Here is a 20365-nt window from a genome sequence, read left to right as displayed (position 1 = left end):
CCCGCCCGCTCGCCTTGTGGAAGTTACTGCATGTCATGGAATCGGTTTGCCGTCGCCGCCTTAATCGTTTTTCTGACCGCAACGTCGCCCAGCCAGGCTGACCCCGCCGAGTCGACATCGACTGCCCCACCCCATAGCCCGTCGCTGAAAGACTTTGTCCGCGCGGACGAATTCACCCAGGTGCGGATTTCTCCGGACGGCAACTATGTCTCCGCCGTCATCCCGATGCCAGACAGTCCCTACGAAAATGTTCTGGCCATCATCGATACGCATACCAGCAAACTGATCTATAGCTTCCCCTCGGGCAGCCGCGACCAGATCTATCACCATTTCTGGGTAAGCAACCGACGCCTGGTCGCCAGCCTGAGCACGCGTATGGGCTTTCTCGATACGCCGGTACCCACGGGCGAGCTGATCGCCACCGACGTCGACGGCAAGCATGGCATGTACCTGTTCGGGGTCCGTGGTTCGTCAAAGAACGACGCCACGGTCAACCGGCGTGGCGGTGAGCAGCGCATAGCGGCAGCCACCGTGATCGATACGCAACTGCTCGACAACCATGACATTCTGATCGCCGCGCGCGAGTTCACCACCAGTCGCAAGGGCGCGGTGCCGACGATCGAGCGGCTCGATGTGGACACCGGCAGAAGCCGCCGCATCGACACTTCCCCGGCGGCCGACGCCTATTTCGTTGCCGATCATGCCGGCCGGGTACGCCTGGCACTGGGCAGTGGCGACTACCTGGGTCTACGCCTATGGGGTCGCGACCTGGAAAAGGACAAGAACTGGTGGCTGCTCAACGACTCGGACAAGTCGCGCATCAATATCGAGCCGATCGGCTTCAACCGCGATAACAGCCGGGTCTATGTTCGCGTGTCGCATGCCACCGGCCCGGACTCCATCGAGCTGATGGATCCGGACAACGGCAAGCGCGAACTCGTCTATCGCGGCCAGTTCGCCGATCCGGGCGAGTTGTTGCCTTCGGCCGATGGCAAGGACTACTACGCCGTCGTTACCCGGGACGGCATACCAGGCCTGCATTACATCGACGAGAACAGCCCCGAAGCGCTGATGAACAAAGCGCTGAGCGAAAAATTTCCAGGGCGCCTGGTGGCTTTCAGCAATTTCACCCGTGACGGCAAGCAGGCCATCCTCAGCGTCAGCAGCGACCTCAATCCCGGGGACTATTTCCTGTTCGATTTCGAGACGAGGAGCGCCAAGTACCTGCTGAGCCGGCGCCATTGGATCGAGGCGCCGCAGATGCGCCCGATGCAGCCGATCACGGTAGAGGCACGCGATGGGATGACGCTGCACGGTTTTCTTACCGAGCCGGCCGGCGACAAACCCCACCCGCTCATTGTCATGCCCCACGGCGGCCCGCACGGCATCGATGACGAATGGGGCTACGACGGCGAAGCCCAGCTGTTTGCCCATCACGGTTATGCCGTGTTGCAGCTCAACTACCGTGGCTCGGGTGGTTATGGGCAGGCATTCCAGCAAGCCGGCTACCGGCAGTGGGGTCAGGCCATGCAGGACGACCTGACCGACGCGACACAATGGGCGATCAAGCAAGGCTATGCCGATCCCAAACGCATCTGCATCTATGGAGCGAGCTATGGCGGCTATGCAGCCGTCGAAGCGACCGTGCGCGAGCCGTCGCTCTATCGTTGCGCCATCGGCTATGCCGGCATCTACGATCTGCGCATCCAGCTGGACAAGAGCGACACGCAGCGCTCCAACAGCGGCACCAGTTACCTCAATACGGTGCTCGGCGATGATCGCGACGACCTGTTGCGGCGCTCGCCGCTGAGCGGGGTCGATCGCATCCAGGCGGCCCTGCTACTGATCCATGGTGGAGCAGATGAGCGCGTGCCCTTCGCCAATTTCCGCGAGTTCACGCGCGCATTGGACAAGCAGCACAAACCGTACGAGTCATTGACCGAACCGGACGAGGGGCATGGCTTCTTTCTGGAGAAGCACCGTCTGGAGGCGTATCAGAAGATGCTCGACTTTCTGGACATGCATATCGGATCGAAAGAAATTTCGAGCCTACCCTGACTTATTGGATATTCGCAAAGGCTTCCGAAAAGCTAGGATGAACCAGGACCGAGGGGTCGGTTCCGCGTCGTTGTGGTAGTCGGAGGAGTCTGGGAGATCGCGTCGACAGTGCCTGAGACACGCCGACGCTACAGACACCGATTGACCGCCGACGCCTTGACGCATTGTCATGAGTCGCAACAGGGGAAGGGACAAACTATGTATGCCAGGACGCGGCTATGGGCCGTCATATTGTCGTGTGCCATCGGTAGTGCCGCAGCAGCGGATACACCGACCGCAACCACCACACAAAAGCCAATCGCTGATTTCGTAAAGCAGGCTGACTTTACCGAGGTGCAACTGTCACCCAGCGGTAAATACATAGCGACCGTGATATCGATGCCGGACAACCCGCACGAGAATGCCTTTGCCATTCTGGACGGAAAAACCGGCAGCATCATCCGGTTTATTCACTCGGGTAAAGACGCACTCATTGCAAACTACTTCTGGGCCAATGACGAGCGACTGGTCGCTTCGCTGTCTGTCAAGTTCAACAAACTGGACACGCCGTATGCAACCGGCGAGATCTTTGCCATCGATGTCGATGGGAACAAGCAACTTGACCTGTTTGGAGCCCGCAAACATCTCATTCACATGAATGACGGCGATGGCGGAAGAGCCAGGGTCATCGAGAGAAAACTGGCAACGCCTGACGAAATTCTCGTCGAAAGCGACGCTCTTCAACGCAGCGGCAATGCAGCGCCATTGATCCAGCGCGTCAATGTAGATACTGGCCAGGTGACTCAAGTTGGCAAAGCGCCTATCGAGGGGGCCAGCGTAGTCAGCGATCACGCTGGACAAGCACGCGCCGCCTTCGCCAGCGCGGATGCGTCCCACGTTTCGCTCTGGGTACGAAAAGACAACGACTCGGAATGGTCGCTTGCCAACGATCCGGCAAAAACCAATATCAACATGACTCCGGTGGGCTTCAACCGAGATAACAGCAAACTCTACGTGCTTGTCTCGGAGGGAAAGAAGGCTGACGCCATCGAATTGATGGATATGACCTCGCTCGCCCGCACCCCGGTTTACCGCGGAGAGTTTTCCGACCCGGGTGAAATGCTGCGCACGGCCGATGGCAAGGACTTCTATGCCATCGTCACGCAAGACGGGAAAAGGTCCTTGCATTTCCTCGATGAAAATAGTCAGGAGGCAAAAATCACCAAAGCCCTCCAGGCCAGCTTCCCGGGGCAGCTCGTCCTTTTCACCAGTTTCACCGACGACGGTAAACGCGCCGTGGTGTCGGTGAGCAGCGATCGCAATCCTGGTGACTTTTACATTTTCAATCTGGATACGATGCAGGCTGGCCATCTCGTGAAGGTCATGCCGCAGATCGATCCGGAGCAGATGCACGCCATGGAACCCGTGAGCCTCACCTCACGTGATGGCCTTCCATTGCATGGCTTCATTACTTTACCCAAGGGCAGCAAGCCTTACCCGCTGATCGTTTTGCCTCACGGCGGCCCACATGGCATCTCCGACGAATGGGGATACAACCGCGAAGTACAACTGTTCGCCTCGCGTGGCTACGCGGTACTGCAGATCAACTATCGGGGATCGGGCGGCTATGGCGGGTGGTTCCAGCAACTGGGGTACCGCAAATGGGGCCTCACCATGCAGGACGATCTGACCGATGCAACACATTGGGCGATCGACCAAGGCTACGCTACGCGGCAGGGCGTATGCATCTACGGCGCCAGCTACGGTGGCTATGCGGCACTGGAAGGCGTCGTACGCGAACCCGATCTCTACAAGTGCGCCATAGGTTATGCAGGCGTATATGATTTGCGTGTGCAACTTGACGATAGCGACACGCGAGAAAGCAAAGTGGGGCGCAGCTATTTGAGCCTGGCGCTGGGTGACGATCGCGACGATCTGTTGGCTCGATCACCGCTTAGCGGCGTGCCCAAGATCAAGTCCAATGTGCTGCTTCTGCATGGCGGCAAGGACCCGCGCGTTCCCATCAAGAACTTTTACGAGATGACCAAAGCGCTCGACAAGAACAACAAACACTACGAGCAACTGGTCATGCCCGACGAAGGTCACGGCTTCTTCGTGCCGGAGCACAGCCAGCAAGCCTATGAAAAAATGCTGGAGTTCCTGGATCGCAATATCGGCCACGGCCAGGCCACAACGGTAGCCAACGCCTCGCCTTGAGTTACTGCCGGTCGCGACTGAAGTCGCTCTTACAAACTGGCTGAGCATCGCTAGCTTGTAGGAGCGGCTTCAGCCGCGACCCACTATCCCGTCACGACCGAATCAATTGCTCAGCGCAATATTCAGCACTTCCGCAAGGCGCCTGCCGGCGTCGCGCAGCCGTTCCTCGGCCAGCGGCAACTCGGCTTTTACGTAAGCGTCGTCGATCTTGTGCCCCTTGGGGTAGAAGCCCGGCTGCGCCGTAGCGCGGCAGGATTCTTCCGCCCACTGGGCGAAGGAGTTGTCAAACGGCGCGATGGTTGGAGGCAGGGTCACCATGCCGCGTTTATCGAGTTCGTCGGCATAGGCTTTCCAGTCGTTGCTATGAGTGAGCAGCAGGCTCGAATCCCATACGCGATGCAGGTTGCTGCCCTTGCCGTTCATCTGCACCTGGTAGTCGTTACCGCCCTTGTCATCGCGGTAACCGGCATGCAACGGCTGATGCTCGTCGCCGATAAAGTGCACCACGAACTTCAGCGCTTCCAGACGCGTCGCGTCGGACTGTTTCTTGTCGGCCAGGATTTCGGCGTAATGATCGATGGCCGCGACGACGCAGTGGCCGTCAGGGCAGTCGCGCGGTGGCACGTAGTTGCATTTTTCGCTGGTGAAGTTGATGTAGTGCAAGCCGCGCGTGTTCTTCCACAGGTCCTGCTGATTCGCATCGTTGCGGATTTCGTCCGCCCAGCTGGAGACGTCGGCCAAGCTGGTCTTGTTCTCCAACGACAACAAATGCTCGACCTCGGCCTTGGCAGCCGGGCTCAAGTGGCGCTGGGCCAGTTCAGCGACCACGCTATGGCCGAGCGGCCCCCAAGCCTGGGCCAGGGGCGCAACGCCCAGAAAGGCAAGCACAGCAACGGCCAGGCGGCGATGAATCGTCATGAAGTCGGTTCCCCTGCGAGTGAACCTGGGATTCTGCCATAGGGTTCGACGCTTGTTTTTGCGACATCGGCCCCTGCCGGCTGGGGTCCGCCCCCGGTTCGCGCTAAAATGCCGGCTTTGGCGGCCCGAGCTGGGCCGCTTTTGCTGCCCCCATCACTGTCGGAGGACGCTGTCTCATGGCCATCAAGGTTGCCATCAATGGTTACGGTCGTATCGGCCGCAATACGCTGCGCGCGCTGTACGAATCCGGCCGCACCAACGAGTTTCAGATCGTCGCGGTCAACGATCTTGGCGACGCCGAGACCAATGCGCATCTCACCCAGTACGACACCGCCCATGGCCGCTTCCCGGGCCAGGTGTCGGTGGACGGTGGCGACCTGATCGTCAACGGCGACCGCATCAAGGTGTTGGCCGAACGCGATCCGTCCAAGCTGCCCTGGGGCGACCTGGGTGTGGACGTGGTCCTGGAGTCCACCGGCTTCTTCACCTCCAAGGCCAAGGCCAGCGCGCATATCGCCGGCGGCGCCAAGAAGGTGATCATCTCGGCCCCGGGCGACAAAGATGTGGACGGTACCTTCGTCTTCGGCGTCAACGACGACCAGCTGACCGCCAAGCACCAGGTCATCTCCAACGCCTCGTGCACCACCAACTGCCTGGCCCCGCTGGCCAAGGTACTGCACGAAAAGATCGGCATCGTGCACGGCCTGATGACGACGATTCACGCCTACACCAACGACCAGGTGCTGACCGACGTGTATCACCCGGACCTGCGCCGCGCCCGTAGCGCCACGCACAGCCAGATCCCGGCCAAGACCGGCGCCGCCGCCGCGGTCGGCCTGGTGCTGCCGCAGCTCAACGGCAAGCTGGACGGTTTCGCCATTCGCGTACCGACCATCAACGTGTCGGTCGTCGACCTGACCTTCGTTGCCGCACGTGAAACCAGCAAGGAAGAAATCGACGCCGCGATCAACGAAGCGGCCAACGGCGCGCTGAAGGGCATCCTGGCCGTCAACACCAAGCCGCTGGTATCGATCGACTTCAACCACAACCCGGCCTCCTCCACCTACGACGCGACGCAGACACGTGTCATGGGCGGTACGCTGGTGAAGGTGCTGAGCTGGTACGACAACGAGTGGGGCTTCTCCAACCGCATGTTGGATATGACCAAGGCGTTGATGGCCGCGAAGTAAGCTTTGTTCCGATAAAAAAGCCGGGCATCGCGCCCGGCTTTTTTTTGCTCTATTTTTGAGTTACTTCAATGCAGCCAGTGCCGCATCGTAGTTGGGCTCATGCGCGATCTCGCCCACCAGTTCGGTGTGCAGCACCTTGTCATGCTCGTCCAGCACGACGACCGCACGCGCTGCCAGACCGGCCAGCGGGCCGTCGGCGATGGCCACGCCGTAATCCTTCAGGAAAGCGGCACCACGCATGGTCGACAGCGTAACGACGTTCTCCAGGCCTTCGGCGCCGCAAAAGCGCGCCTGGGCGAACGGCAGATCGGCGGAGATGCACAGCACCACGGCGTTATCGAGGCTGCTGGCATCCTGGTTGAAATGACGCACCGAAGTAGCGCAGGTCGGCGTGTCGACGCTGGGGAAAATATTCAGGACTTTGCGCTTGCCGGCGAAGTCAGCCAGCGTGACATTCTTGAGATCTTTGGCGACCAGCGAGAATGCCGGTGCGGTAGCGCCGGTGGCCGGCAGGGATCCGTCGACGTGAACGGGATTGCCTTTGAGAGTGACTGTAGACATGGGGATCTCCTTACAGGACAGGGGTGGGAACGGTTGGCAAGCGATCAACGAGGCTGGTATTGCAAATACCAATCGACGAACTGGCGAACGCCCTCTTCCACCGACACCTTCGGGCGATAGCCCACGGCGTCGATCAGACTGGACACGTCCGCTTCGGTATCGGGTACGTCGCCGGCCTGTAGCGGAAGCATCTCCATCCGGGCCTTCCGCCCGAGGCACTCTTCCAGCACTTCGATATAGCGCAGCAGTTCTACCGGCCGCTCGTTACCGATGTTGTAGATACGATATGGCGCATTACTGCTGGCCGGATCGGGCGCAGCACTGTTCCAGTCCGGATCGGGACCGGGGACTTTATCCAGCGTGCGAATCACACCCTCGACGATATCGTCGATAAACGTGAAGCTGCGCTTGTGCTTGCCGTGGTTGAACACCTTGATCGGCTCGCCCGCGAGGATGGCCTTGGTAAACAGGAACAGCGCCATATCCGGGCGCCCCCAGGGACCATACACGGTGAAGAAGCGCAAGCCAGTGCTGGGGATGCGGTACAGGTGCGCGTAACTGTGCGCCATCTGCTCATTGGCTTTCTTGCTGGCGGCATACAACGTCAACGGATGTTCGGCCGACTGATGTTCCGAAAACGGCATCGTCGTATTGGCGCCGTAGACCGAACTGGTCGACGCAAACACCAGATGCTCCACGCCGTGGTGGCGGCAGCCCTCAAGCACGTGCAGAAAGCCTGTGACATTGCTGCTGATGTAGACGTGCGGATTCTGTGCCGCGTAACGCACACCGGCCTGCGCAGCCAGATGCACGACACGCTGCGGACGGTGCTCGGCAAACAGCTTCTCCATGGCCATGCGATCGGCCAGGTCGGCATGCACATGCGTATAACCGGCGCGACCCTCGAAGCGGGCCAGCCGCGCCTTCTTCAACGACACATCGTAGTAGTCGTTGAGATTGTCCAGGCCGATCACTTCGTCGCCGCGCTCGAGCAGCTTGAGCGCCACATGCGATCCGATAAAGCCGGCCGTGCCGGTGACCAGGATCTTCATCGCTTACAACCTCCCGTCCACCGCATCGCGCGGCAGCACGTATTTCACATCGTAAAGAACGGATTCGGGTTTGCCGAACGCACGGATGCCTTCGGCGCCAAGTGCAGCAAACTGCTGGTGGGCAACAGCAATGATGACCGCGTCGTACGTGTCCTGCCGAGGTGCATCCACCGGCTTTAACGCGTACTCGTGCTCGGCCTCGGCTGCATCGACCCATGGATCATGTACATCCACCTGTGCGTTGTATCCGCGCAGCGCATCGACAATATCAAGCACGCGCGTATTGCGCAGATCCGGGCAGTTTTCCTTGAACGCCAGGCCCAGCACGAGGATGCGCGCTTGTATCGGATTGATGCGTTTGCGCACCATCAGTCGAATCACCTCGTTGGCCACATGCGCACCCATGCTGTCGTTGGTGCGTCTGCCCGCGAGAATGACATCCGGGTGATGGCCGACTTCCTGCGCCTTGTGCGTGAGGTAATACGGATCAACGCTGATGCAATGACCGCCGACCAGGCCCGGCCGGAACGGCAGGAAGTTCCACTTGGTGCCGGCGGCCTGCAGCACTTCCAGCGTATCGATGCCCAGCTTGTTGAACAGAATCGCCAGGTCGTTGACCAGCGCAATATTCAAGTCACGCTGCGTGTTCTCGATCACCTTGGCCGCCTCGGCCACCTTGATGCTGCTGGCGCGATGCGTCCCGGCCGGAATCACGCTGCCATAAAGACGATCGACGAAGTCGGCGGCCTCTGCCGTCGACCCCGAAGTGACCTTGAGAATGGCTGTAAGCCGGTGTTGTTTGTCGCCTGGATTGATGCGTTCCGGGCTATAGCCGACAAAGAAATCCTGATTGAAACGCAAGCCCGACACACGCTCCAGTATCGGCACGCATACCTCTTCGGTGCAGCCGGGATAGACGGTCGATTCGTAAACCACCACGTCGCCGCATTTGAGCACACGCCCGAGGCTCTCGGTGGCGCCGGTCAGTGGACGCAGGTCAGGGCGCTTGGCGCTGTCGATGGGGGTCGGCACGGTGACGATGAACACCGTGCAGTCGCGGATATCGTCCAGCGACGCGCTGTAACCAAGCCGTCGTGCTTCGGCCAATTCCGCCGCTTCGACCTCCAACGTGTTGTCGCGACCGGCACGCAAGGCCTCTATTCGCTCCGCGCGGATATCAAAGCCGACTGTGTCGTAGCGTTTGCCAAACTCCACCGCCAACGGCAGGCCGACATAGCCCAAGCCGATGACGGCGATCCTGGCAGTTTCAAGATTGAGCATTCCCAGCTTCCGCGACGAGCGAAGCGGTAGTTTGGCATGACGGGAGGGCTAGTTGAGAGCGATCAGGAGTGAGAACCGGGTAAAGGCCACATGGCCCAGCTTTGTTCTCACTCCTGGGTACGCTTAGCTCGCCCGTGCGATCGTCTGCTCGATCGAGCCGAAGATCGACTTGCCCGTACGGTCCGTGACATCGATCTTCACCCGGTCGCCGAACGCGAGGAACGGCGTGCTCGGCTTACCGTCACGCAGGGTTTCGACCGTGCGCTGTTCGGCCAGACAGGAAGCGCCCTTGCTGGTGTCTTCGTTGGCAATCGTGCCCGAGCCCACTACCGTACCGGCCGTCAAAGGCCGTGTCTTGGCCGCATGCGCCACCAGCTGGCCGAAGTCGAACTGCATGTCGACGCCGCACTCCGCCTCGCCGAACCATTGCTCGTTGATCCACGTGCGCATCGGCAGGTGCAGTTTTTCACCCTGCCATGCGTCGCCCAGTTCGTCCGGCGTCACCAGGACGGGTGAGAGCGCCGAGCGCGGCTTGGATTGCAGAAAACCGAAACCCTTGGCCAGCTCACCTGGAATCAGCCCACGCAAGGACACGTCGTTGACCAGACCGATCAACTGGATATGCGCGGCGGCTTGCGCCGGGGTAGCTGCCATCGGGACGTCGTCGGTAACGACAATCACCTCGGCTTCCAGGTCGATGCCGTAGTCCTCGCTGGCAACCATCACCGGATCGCGCGGGCCAAGGAAGCCGGCGCTGGTCGCCTGATACATCAGCGGATCGGTATAGAAACTTTCCGGCACTTCCGCACCACGTGCGCGACGTACACGCTCCACATGCGGCAGGTAGGCGCTACCGTCGACAAACTCATAGGCGCGCGGCAACGGTGCGGCCAATGCGGTCATATCCAGCTCGAACGCATCCGCGGCCTTGCCGTCGTTGAGCTCGGCATAAAGCGCATTCAAGCGCGGCGCGCTGCTGGACCAGTCGTCCAGAGCGGCCTGCAGCGTCGATGCGATGCCCTTGGCGCGTACGGCACGAGTCAGGTCGCGGCTGACAACGATCAGGCTGCCGTCGCGGCCACCCTCTTTGAGACTACCCAATTTCATGCATGGCTCCTCAGCCGCAACCTTCTACGTAATCGACTTGTGGCGGCAGACCCACGCGCCACGCGTTGACCTTACCGCTCTTGTCCGCTTCAAACAGCAGCACCGCACCGTGGTCGCCGGGCACACGCATATCGACCGCGTCCGCATCGTACTTTTGCGGCTGCTTTTCTGCGGCCGGATAAAGCGCAGCGATCTGCTCCACGGTCATGCCGACCTTGCCGCCGCCGGGTGCCGCTTCTTTGGCCGTCCTGACATCGAAGCGCACGAACTTGTCGTCTTCGAACATGAAACCGATGTCCGGCGGCATCTGCTTGATCCAGATCGGATAGAGAACCGTGCAGGTAGAACCGGCAGCCGCGGGACCGCCTTTGAGATCGCCCCAGTTCTTGCGGAAATCCGCTTCGCTCAAGCCGAAATGCAGGTCGCCATAACCGCTGTAGCTCGCCGCCTGCGGCGGGCTGGCCAGCGTGCTCGCCGCTGCCGCGGGCTTGGCGACATCGGATGTCGGCCCGGAGGCGAGAACGGCCTGGGCATGCTGCTGTGCCGCTGCCGATGAGGCTGCCGCCGGCTGGTCCACCGGCTTGTCATGCCCGTTGCAGGCCGCAAGGCCAAGGCTCAAGAGAAGTAACGATAGTGTGCGCGTCATGCGCCAGGCTCCTTGAAATGCTTGGTGATGCCCTGCCAGCACTGATAGTAATCGCCTTGCAATTGCGGCGCTGCCAGCGCCTGCCGGGTCGGGCGGATTACTTTGCGCGTCTCGAACATGAAAGCCATCGTACCGGTCAGGTGATCGGGCTTGTCCAGCGGCGCGTTACTGGCTTTTTCGAACGTACCCGCATCCGGGCCATGGCCGCTCATGCAGTTATGCAGGCTGGCACCGCCCGGCGCGAAGCCGCCGGCCTTGGCATCGTAGACGCCCTCGATCAGGCCCATGAACTCGCTGGCGATATTGCGATGGAAATACGGCGGGCGGAAGGTATGTTCGGCCACCAGCCAGCGCGGCGGAAAGATCACGAAATCCATATTGGCCGTGCCGTGCGTATCGCTGGGTGAGGTCAGCACGGTAAAGATCGACGGATCGGGATGGTCGACACTAATCGAACCGACCGTATTGAACCGCGTCAGGTCGTACTTGTAGGGCGCGTAGTTGCCGTGCCAGGCCACCACGTCCAGCGGCGAATGATCGATGCGCGCTGACCACAGGCTGCCCTGGAATTTCGCCAGTAATTCGAAGTCGCCTTCGACGTCTTCGTAAGCTGCGTGCGGCGTGAGAAAATCGCGTGGCAGCGCCATGCTGTTGGCGCCGATCGGCCCGAGGTCGGGCAGGCGCAGCAGCGCACCGAAGTTTTCGCAGACGTAACCGCGTGCGTGGCCGTCGAGCAGCTCCACGCGAAAACGCACGCCACGCGGAATCACCGCGATCTCCAGCGGCTTGACGTCGAGCACACCCAGCTCGGTCGCCAAACGCAACCGCCCCTGCTGCGGCACGATCAATAATTCGCCATCGGCGTCGTAGAAAAAGCGGCCCTGCATCGAGCGATTGGCAGCGTAGATATGCATGCCGCAACCGGCCTGTTCGGCGGCGCTGCCGTTGCCGGCCAGGGTGATCAGACCATCGATGAAATCGGTCGGCTGCTCGGGCATCGGCCACGGGTCCCAGCGCAGCTGGTTCGGGGTGGCGGGAGCCTCATCGAAACGGTTGTGGAAGCTGGCATGGTCGCGTGCCGCAAACGGCTTGTGCATCGCCGCTGGGCGGATCCGATACAGCCAGCTGCGCCGGTTGGTCGGCCGCGGGGCGGTAAAAGCGCTGCCGGTCAATTGCTCGGCATAAAGGCCATGGGCGACTTTCTGCGGCGAATTCTGGCCTGTCGGCAAGACCCCCGCGATAGCCTCGCTGGCAAACTCGTTGCCAAACCCGGATTGATAACCTGCCTGCTCGCTCATCATCGCTTCCTTTTGAATTTGCCCGGCGGTCTTACCAGTCTGCCGCCGTTTGCTGCTACCTTCGCCATACCGCCGCAAAGACGGCGGTCTTATTCATGCATGAAGGGGAAAATCATGTCGTCTCAGTTTAATCCTCCGCCGTTTGGAAACGGCGGCGTCAGTGTTTCCGAACTCATTGACCCGTTGGCACAGGGCAAAGGCTGGATCAAATTTCTGGCCATTGTCCAGCTGGTCTTTTGCGGGCTATACGTACTGATTTCGTTCGGCCTCGGGCTGTTGGTGATGTGGCTGCCCATCTGGCTGAGCATCCTGTTGCTGCAAACGGCCAATGCGCTTGAACAGGCCCAGCAGCGCGACGATGCCATCGCCGCGAAAACGGCACTGGGCAAGCTCAGGCTCTACTTCATGATCCAGGCTATCGCCATGATCGTGGGTTTCGGCCTGGCCATTATCGGCATCATTGCGGCATTGGCTCTCGGCTTCAGCATGCACAACCTGCCGGGCGCGCACCTCCCGACCTGAAGAACGCAGGAGCGCGCCGGCATGTGCCGGTGCGCTCCTGATGTTTTAAAGCACGCCGCGCTTCATCTGATCGCGCTCGATCGACTCGAACAGCGCGGTGAAGTTGCCTTCGCCGAAACCTTCGTTGCCCTTGCGCTGGATGATCTCGAAAAAGATCGGCCCGATATTGTTCTGCGTGAAGATCTGCAGCAGTTTGCGCTGCTTGGTCTCCGGATCGGCGTCGATCAGGATCTTGTTCCTGGCCAGGCGCGGCACGTCTTCGCCATGATCGGGAATACGCATGTCGATCACGTCGAAATAGGTATCGGGCGTGTCGAGGAACTCCACGCCACGCTCGCGCATCGCTTCGACAGTGTCGTAGATATTGTCGGTAAAGCAGGCGATGTGCTGAATGCCCTCGCCCTTGTAGCTGTCGAGGTATTCATTGATCTGCGATTTCGGATCGCTCGATTCATTGAGCGGAATACGCACGATGCCGTCCGGCGCGGTCATCGCCTTGGACACCAGGCCGGTCTTGACGCCCTTGATATCGAAGTAGCGAATCTCTCGGAAGTTGAACAGTCGCTCGTAGTAGTCCGACCACTTCTGCATGTTGCCGAAATACAGGTTGTGCGTCAGGTGGTCGATGAAGGTCAGACCGAAGCCCTTCGGATGCTGGTCGACGCCCGCTATCGGCAGGTAATCGTCGCCGTAGATGCTGCCCGCATCGCCATAGCGATCGATCAGATACAGCATGCAGTCGCCGATCCCCTTCACCACCGGCGCGTTGGCCGCCTTGGTGGCTTCTTTCGCACTGATCGCCTCGCCACCGTTGCCGAGCACGGTCTGGTAGACCTCGGCACCGGGCTTCTTGAAGCGGATGGCGAAACCCGCCGCGCAGGGGCCGTGCTGACCGGCGAAGTCCGCGGCGAACGAATCGGGGTCTTCGTTGACCAGGAAATTCACGCCGCCCTGGCGATAAACGGTAATCGCCCGACTCTTATGCTTGAGTACGGCGGTAAAGCCCATGCTGCGGAACAGCTGGTGCAGCTCTTCGCCGCGACCGGCGGGGGCGGCAAATTCGACGAATTCGAAGCCGTCGATCCCCATCGGGTTCTCGAACGTGGTGACTTGCATGCCAAGATTGGGCTGCGCGCTCATGATGCTCTCCGTCGTCGGGCTGTACACGATGGCCGGCACCTTCAAGCATGCGACCATCCGGATAAGCCTCACGTTATAGTTACATTTGAAACCATTTGCAAGGACCACTGCACCAGTGCCTGACACCAAGACGCCCGACCACGCCCCCCTGGAACTGGAACGGTTCCTGCCCTACCGCCTGTCGATCCTGTCCAACACGATCAGCCAGGGGATCGCCGACGACTACCAGAAGCGTTACGACCTCAGCGTGACGGAATGGCGTGTCATGGCCGTGCTTGCCCGTTTCGACGGTCTGTCGGCACGCGAGGTGGCTGAACGCACCGCCATGGACAAGGTGGCCGTCAGCCGCGCCCTCGCCCGCCTGGTCGAGGCCGGTCGGGTCAATCGGGAAACTCACAACGGCGACAAGCGCCGCTCGGTGCTGGGTTTGTCCGAGGCCGGCTGGAAGCTCCACGACGAAGTCGCGCCGATGGCCCGTGCGCGTGAGCGTGAAGTGCTGGCCAAGCTCGACCAGGAAGAACGCGTGTGGCTGGAGCGCATTCTCGACAAGCTGTTGGACCTGCCACGCTAGACATCGCCTGTCGTGGGACAATGCGCGCAGTCAAAGCCGTGAGTCACACCGAACCATGCAAGACCTCGTCGATGGCGTAAAGCGGTTTCAGCGCGATGCATTTCCGGAGCGCTCGGCGCTATTCCGGCGCCTGGCTGCCGGCCAGAACCCGCAAGCGCTCTTTATCGCCTGCTCCGACAGCCGCGTGGTACCGGAGCTGATCACCCAATGCGAGCCGGGTGAACTGTTCGTCGTGCGCAACGCGGGAAATATCGTGCCGCCCTATGGACCCGAACCTGGTGGCGTATCGGCATCGATCGAATATGCCGTGGTCGCGCTCGGCGTCAGCGATGTGGTGATCTGCGGCCATTCCGATTGCGGCGCCATGAAGGCGATCGCCACCGATGCCGACCTGACCGCCATGCCCGCCGTGCGGCGATGGCTGCGTTATGCCGACACGGCCAAGGCGATCAACAGCGCTCACGCACATACCTCAGAGTGCGCGGCCATCCATGCGATGGTGCATGACAACGTCGTCGCTCAGCTCGTGAATATCCGCACGCATCCCTGCGTTGCGCTGGCGCTGGAACAGGGGCGGCTCAGCCTGCATGGCTGGGTGTATGACATCGAGAGCGGCGTGGTGGAAGCGTATGACGGGCAGAGCCGTCGCTTTGTTTCGTTGTCGGATCAGCCGTCGGCTTGTGCTACCGAGTAGTGCGGTTACGTTACGGGTGGTCGCGACTGAAGTCGCTCCTACAAGCTAGCTGGGCATGGCTAGTTTGTAGGAGCGACTTCAGTCGCGACCGCCCCTCATCGCTTACTTCACCCCATGCATCAACCGATTGATCAACGGCGAGATCAGCAACAAAAGCACGCCCGCACCGGCCAGCAACCAGAAGCTGAAGGTGAAACCATCCAGCGCGGAAGCGGCAGTCATGCCGGTCGCGCCACTGATATGGCCAGCCAGCAGGCCCGATAGATTGCCGCCGACAGCCAGCGACAGAAACCAGCCGCCCATTGCCAGGCCCACCAGTTTGGGTGGCGCCAGCTTGGTCACCATCGATAGGCCGATCGGCGACAGGCACAGCTCACCGACGGTCTGCAGCACATAGCAGGCGGCCAACGGCCAGAACGGAATCAGTCCCTGCGGATCGATCAGTCGCGCCAGCGCGTACACCAGCACCAGGAACCCCAGGCCGTTGAAGACCAGGCCCAGGCCGAACTTGCGCGGGATCGAAGGCTCCTTGTGCCGGCGCGCCAGCAAGGCCCAGATGATGCTCACGCCCGGTGCCAACACAATGATCGCCAGCGGACTGATCGACTGGAACCAGCCGACCGGGAACGACCAACCGCCGAACATCTTGCGATCGACCATCGTTTCGGCCAGGAAGTTGAACGACGTGCCAAGCTGGAAGTAGAACATCCAGAACAGCAGGTTGAAGGCGAAGATGATCAGCATCGCCACCACCCGCTGCACCTGCACGCGGCCCTGCCGCGCGGCCTCGCCCAGCAGCATCACCGCCACGCCGATAAACAGCAGGCCGAGCAGCCACTGCAAGCCGATCGCACCGATCTGCGCCAGCACGAAGTAGATGATTGGCACGGACAGCGCCATGCCACCGATCACCCAAAGCACGCGCTGCTTGCCCTCGGCACCCTGTGGCGGCCGGCCGACGCCGCGCAAACCGCGCCGACCGAACCAGAACCACAGAAAGCTCAACACCATGCCGGCGCCCGCGGCACCGAACACGATCCGATAATTCTCCACCAGCGGCGTACTGGTGAAATAACTGGCCATCCAGCCGGTGACCAGCGGCGCGGCAAACGCGCCCGCGTTGATTCCCATATAGAACAGCGTAAAACCGCGATCCCGCCTTTCATCGTCGGGACGATAGAGCTGCCCGACCATCGAGGAGATATTCGGTTTGAACAGCCCGTCGCCCACGATGACCATGGACAAGCCGTAAAGCATCGCGTCACGCGAGGGCAGCATGACGGTGAACAAGCCAATCGCCATCACCACGGCGCCTAGCAGGATCGATCGCTGGTAACCGATCACCTTGTCGGCGATATAGCCGCCAAAAATACCGGTCGCATAGACCAACGCGGTGTACGCGCCATAGATCTTGCTCGCCCACGCCTGCCCGGACGGATCGCCGTGGTAGAACTGCGCCACGATGTACAGCGCCAGCGCCCAGCTCACGCTGTAGATCGCGAAACGCTCCCAGAACTCGGTCATGAACAGCATCCACAAGGGACGCGGATGGCCGAGGGTATCAGGAAAATCGGGCACGCCCGGTGCCACGGCTTGACTGGCGTTGTTCATGCACCCCTTCATCGGTCGGCTGACCGTGCGCGAAAACACCGACATTTAGCCGTGACGGCGACATTCGTCAATGGCGGCGTAACTGCCGCCCCGTCCAAACTGACGCTATTTCACGCCGTGCATCAGCTTGTTGATCAGAGGCGCGATCAGGAAAAGCAGCACGCCAGCCCCCATCAGTGACCAGAAACCAAACGTGTACCCGCTCAGGGCCGACTGCGTGGTCATGCCCGTTTCGCCCGAAACATGTCCGGCGAAGATGCCCGACAGGTTGTTGCCGATGCCGGTGGAAAGGAACCAGCCACCCATGCCGAAGCCGACCAGGCGCAGCGGGGCCAGTTTGGTCACCATCGACAGGCCGATCGGCGAAAGGCACAGCTCGCCCACCGACTGGATCACATAGACCATGAAGAGCGTCCAGAACGGGATCTTGCCGTTCGCGTCGACCATGTCCGACAACGCGAGCATCAGCAACGCGAAGGCCAGCCCGTTGAAGATCAGGCCCAGACCGAACTTGCGCGGAATCGAAGGATTGCTGCGGCCCATGCGCACCCATATCACGGCCAGGATCGGCGCGATGGTGATGATCGCCAGCGAATTGACCGACTGGAACCAGGCCGTGGGGAAATTGAAGTCGCCCAACTGACGATTGACGATCTTGTCGGCGAGGAAGGTGAATGAGCTGCCGGCCTGCTCGAAGAACATCCAGAACAACACGTTGAAGGCGAAGATGATCAGCATCGCGATAACCCGATCGCGCTGCACCTTGCCTTCGCGAATGCCTTCGACCAGCAGCAACAATGACAGCACGATAAAGAGCGCACTCAGTACCCACTGCAGAAAGCCCGCGCCGGAAGCCAGCAGGAAATACATCACCGGCACCGCAGCGGCCGCGCCCAGCAATACGTACACCACGCGCATCACGCTCTCGCTGCCGGGAGGCGCCACGCCGACCGACTTGAGCCCGCGCCGGCCCACCCAGAACCAGCACAGGCTGATCAGCATGCCCACACCCGATGCGATGAATACGTACTTGTAGCTCGGCATCGCGTTGCTGCCGAACACTGCCTTGGCGAGATACTCGGTCAGCACCGGCGCGATCAGCGCGCCGAGATTGATGCCCATGTAGAAAATGGTGAAGCCACTGTCGCGCCGCTCGTCGGTGATGCCATAGAGCTTGCCGACCATGGTGGAGATGTTGGGCTTGAACAGGCCATTGCCGGCGATGATCGTGGCCAGCCCGATCTCGAATATCTGCTGATTGGGCACCGCGATCATGAACAGGCCTAGCGCCATCACCGCCGCACCGACCAGGATCGAGCGCTGATAACCCAGCACCCGATCGGCCACATAGCCACCGAAGATCGCTGCCGCATAGACCAGCGCGAGGTAGGCGCCGTAAGTTCGGCTGGCCGGCTGTTCACCGGTCGCATCGCCACCGTGGAACTGCGCCACGATGTACAGCACCAGCGCCCAGCGAATGCCGTAGAACGCGAAGCGCTCCCAGAACTCGGTCATGAACAGCATCCACAGCGGACGCGGGTGCCCCAGTGTCTTGGGAAAATCGGGCGTCGTGGCTGCGCTGGAAGTGGTTTCGGTCATGCGTTCCCTCGTTTCATCCGGTACTCGCAAGAAATTGCGATCAACTCAAGAGAAACATGTCGCTACCGGGATCGTCAATTGCCACAGAGGACAACACGCTCCCGGGCTAGACCGTGAAGGTCATAGAGGTCATGGACGACCAGACATATAGCAGGAATCCGGCAGGCCCGCGGCGACAGGTTGCTTAGAGTCGCTCATGCGACCCCTGGGCGTGCCGCATGTCAGGCGCAAGCAGGCGCTCAACCTCACTTCTGCACCCGGTGCTCTATGTCCTTGCGATATCGCCTCTTGACGCTGTCTTTGCTGTTGCTCATGCCACTTCTGGGAATAGCCCGAACGCCCGCAATACCTTGGCAGGATTGCCCGGACTACACCGATGCCTTTCCCGAACTGACCAATCGCCTGCAATGCGCCACGATCGAGGTCCCCAAGGATCACGCCGCGCCAGCTGAAGGTGTCATCAAGATCGCCCTGATGCGTGTGTCCGCTCGCGATCCGCAGAAGCGCCGCGGCGTGCTGTTCATCAATCCCGGCGGCCCGGGCATTCCCGCAGGATTTTATACGGCGTCATTGGTCGCCGATTGGGAGTGGGAAGGCAGCAGCTCGCCGGAAAAGCGTCGTATCAGCGAACAATTCGACCTTATCGGCATGACGCCGCGCGGCATCAAGGGGAGTGACGACAGTACGGCCCTGCTTTGCCAATCGGATGAATGGTTGCAGCCCTACGACAACATCACCGACAACCGCAGCCCGGCGAACATCCTGGCGCTCAACGAACATGCACAGGTGTCGGCGCGCGGCTGCCAATCGAATCCCCTGGCGCCCTATATCACCAGCGAACAAACGGCCCATGACATGGATCTCGTCCGCCAGTTGCTCGGTGAGGAGAAGATCAGCTATTGGGGGGTGTCCTATGGCACCGAGCTTGGTGCCTGGTATGGCGGCATGTTTCCTCAACATGTCGACCGAATGATTCTCGACTCCAACGTCGACTGGACTCGAGATCTTTACGAGAACGCCTTGCCCAAAGCCTCCAGCCGCCAGGAAATCTTCGAGCGATTCGTCGTCGACAAGATCCTTTCCGCACCGGAAAACTACAGCTTGGGTGCGACCGGCGATGAGATACAGCAGCGCTTCATCGCTCTGGATAGCAGATTCAGGGAAATCGTGCGCAAGTCGACCGGCTCCCCGGAGGCGATGATGGCCGCGGCGTTTTTCCAGGAACAATTCAGGCAACAGCCTCGGCTGCAGCTTGAACAGCTATTGGACACTATCCGAACGCATGACTTCAGCGCCGATCAGATGGTGGATCAGGAGGCGCGGACACTTGCCCGACTCTTCGCCCCAGGCCTGTTCACACCTCCAGAACAACCCTCGCGACTGGACATGAACAACGCCAGCTCGGTTTTGTGGACCGTTCAATGTCAAAACACTTCTCCTATTCCCTCACCGTCCGAATGGGCGCAATGGGGAACCGCTTTCGCGCATCAATTCCCTGTCGGCGGAAGCGACGAGACCTATCCGCTATGCGCCTATTGGAGGCAACTCAGTCCTCCGCGTCCGCCCATCGAGCGCCTGTCGCAGATCGAGAACCTTGTACTGATCCAGGCCGAATTCGATGCTTTTACGCCGCGGCAAGGTGCGATGAGGGCGTTTTCCCAGGTGCCCAGCGCCAGCATGATCTATGCACGAGGACTGGTAGCCCACGGCTTCGCCTACAACCTGGTATCGAGCTGTGTCAATCGAGCCGCGGGCGCATTCATGGCCGAAGGGGTCAAACCTTCACGTCTACTCGAGTGCGTTGACGCGACAGGATTCGCGCCAACGCTGATGGAATCGATGGAGGCTGATCGGGCAAACCGACGCGGCTCGTTCTGAAGCACGCCCGATACTCCAACCGGGAGCCGCGGGCTCCCGGTCT

General features: G+C 60.8%; 17 protein-coding genes. 7 read left to right on the top strand and 10 right to left on the bottom strand.

Annotated elements, in window-relative coordinates:
* Positions 1–30 precede the first annotated feature (30 nt).
* Together QMG46_RS08210 and QMG46_RS08205 are read left to right on the top strand one after the other, a co-directional pair.
* Positions 31–2058 carry an alpha/beta hydrolase family protein gene (locus tag QMG46_RS08210; RefSeq protein WP_281852013.1) on the top strand — a complete coding sequence of 676 codons (2028 nt, stop codon included), beginning with the start codon at positions 31–33 and terminating at the stop codon, positions 2056–2058.
* A gap of 198 nt (positions 2059–2256) precedes the next feature.
* On the top strand, positions 2257–4254 hold the full coding sequence (locus QMG46_RS08205; RefSeq protein WP_281852012.1) for an alpha/beta hydrolase family protein: 1998 nt from the start codon (positions 2257–2259) through the stop codon (positions 4252–4254).
* 102 nt (positions 4255–4356) lie between these two features.
* On the opposite strand, the gene QMG46_RS08200 is transcribed toward QMG46_RS08205, so the two are convergent.
* Positions 4357–5172, bottom strand: coding sequence for a S1/P1 nuclease (locus tag QMG46_RS08200; RefSeq protein ID WP_281852011.1), 816 nt, complete (start codon positions 5170–5172; stop codon positions 4357–4359).
* A 176-nt stretch (positions 5173–5348) separates the two neighbouring features.
* On the opposite strand from QMG46_RS08200, the gene gap reads away from it, so the two are divergent.
* Positions 5349–6362, top strand: coding sequence for a type I glyceraldehyde-3-phosphate dehydrogenase (gene gap, locus QMG46_RS08195; RefSeq protein ID WP_281852010.1), 1014 nt, complete (start codon positions 5349–5351; stop codon positions 6360–6362).
* 60 nt (positions 6363–6422) lie between these two features.
* On the opposite strand, the gene tpx is transcribed toward gap, so the two are convergent.
* From tpx to hmgA, 6 genes are all read right to left on the bottom strand, one after another.
* Positions 6423–6923, bottom strand: a complete 501-nt coding sequence (gene tpx, locus QMG46_RS08190) for a thiol peroxidase (RefSeq protein ID WP_281852009.1) — start codon at positions 6921–6923, stop codon at positions 6423–6425.
* A gap of 44 nt (positions 6924–6967) precedes the next feature.
* Positions 6968–7975: an NAD-dependent epimerase gene (locus tag QMG46_RS08185; RefSeq protein ID WP_281852008.1), complete on the bottom strand. Its 1008-nt coding sequence runs from the start codon at positions 7973–7975 to the stop codon at positions 6968–6970.
* Between the two features lie 3 nt (positions 7976–7978).
* The gene (tviB, locus tag QMG46_RS08180) at positions 7979–9256 is read right to left on the bottom strand and encodes a Vi polysaccharide biosynthesis UDP-N-acetylglucosamine C-6 dehydrogenase TviB (protein WP_281852007.1); all 1278 of its coding nucleotides are present in this window, start codon (positions 9254–9256) and stop codon (positions 7979–7981) included.
* A 123-nt stretch (positions 9257–9379) separates the two neighbouring features.
* Positions 9380–10363, bottom strand: a complete 984-nt coding sequence (locus QMG46_RS08175) for a fumarylacetoacetate hydrolase family protein (RefSeq protein ID WP_281852006.1) — start codon at positions 10361–10363, stop codon at positions 9380–9382.
* 10 nt (positions 10364–10373) lie between these two features.
* Complete coding sequence (locus tag QMG46_RS08170; protein ID WP_281852005.1) at positions 10374–11009, bottom strand: lectin; 636 nt, start codon at positions 11007–11009, stop codon at positions 10374–10376.
* Positions 11006–12307, bottom strand: coding sequence for a homogentisate 1,2-dioxygenase (hmgA, locus tag QMG46_RS08165; protein ID WP_281852004.1), 1302 nt, complete (start codon positions 12305–12307; stop codon positions 11006–11008). The genes QMG46_RS08170 and hmgA overlap by 4 nt, the downstream gene beginning before the upstream one ends.
* 114 nt (positions 12308–12421) lie before the next feature.
* On the opposite strand from hmgA, the gene QMG46_RS08160 reads away from it, so the two are divergent.
* Positions 12422–12829: a DUF5362 family protein gene (locus QMG46_RS08160; RefSeq protein WP_281852003.1), complete on the top strand. Its 408-nt coding sequence runs from the start codon at positions 12422–12424 to the stop codon at positions 12827–12829.
* 45 nt (positions 12830–12874) lie between these two features.
* On the opposite strand, the gene hppD is transcribed toward QMG46_RS08160, so the two are convergent.
* Positions 12875–13969 carry a 4-hydroxyphenylpyruvate dioxygenase gene (hppD, locus tag QMG46_RS08155; RefSeq protein ID WP_281852002.1) on the bottom strand — a complete coding sequence of 365 codons (1095 nt, stop codon included), beginning with the start codon at positions 13967–13969 and terminating at the stop codon, positions 12875–12877.
* Positions 13970–14084: 115 nt separating this feature from the next.
* Here hppD and QMG46_RS08150 point away from each other — a divergent pair, with 115 nt between their 5' ends.
* On the top strand, positions 14085–14540 hold the full coding sequence (locus tag QMG46_RS08150) for a MarR family winged helix-turn-helix transcriptional regulator (protein ID WP_281852001.1): 456 nt from the start codon (positions 14085–14087) through the stop codon (positions 14538–14540).
* 55 nt (positions 14541–14595) lie between these two features.
* Positions 14596–15234 carry a carbonic anhydrase gene (locus QMG46_RS08145; RefSeq protein WP_281852000.1) on the top strand — a complete coding sequence of 213 codons (639 nt, stop codon included), beginning with the start codon at positions 14596–14598 and terminating at the stop codon, positions 15232–15234.
* A 102-nt stretch (positions 15235–15336) separates the two neighbouring features.
* On the opposite strand, the gene QMG46_RS08140 is transcribed toward QMG46_RS08145, so the two are convergent.
* Both QMG46_RS08140 and QMG46_RS08135 read right to left on the bottom strand, forming a co-directional pair.
* The gene (locus QMG46_RS08140; protein WP_281851999.1) at positions 15337–16845 is read right to left on the bottom strand and encodes a peptide MFS transporter; all 1509 of its coding nucleotides are present in this window, start codon (positions 16843–16845) and stop codon (positions 15337–15339) included.
* A 105-nt stretch (positions 16846–16950) separates the two neighbouring features.
* A complete protein-coding gene (locus QMG46_RS08135) occupies positions 16951–18444 on the bottom strand; it encodes a peptide MFS transporter (RefSeq protein ID WP_281851998.1) in 1494 nt (497 codons plus the stop codon).
* 513 nt (positions 18445–18957) lie between these two features.
* On the opposite strand from QMG46_RS08135, the gene QMG46_RS08130 reads away from it, so the two are divergent.
* Entirely contained in the window at positions 18958–20322 is a 1365-nt protein-coding gene (locus QMG46_RS08130) for an alpha/beta fold hydrolase (RefSeq protein ID WP_281851997.1), read from the top strand.
* Positions 20323–20365: the final 43 nt, after the last annotated feature.

This window comes from Dyella sp. GSA-30, from assembly GCF_027924605.1.
Classification (GTDB): Bacteria; Pseudomonadota; Gammaproteobacteria; order Xanthomonadales; family Rhodanobacteraceae; genus GSA-30.
This window is presented reverse-complemented; position numbering and strand designations above follow the sequence as displayed.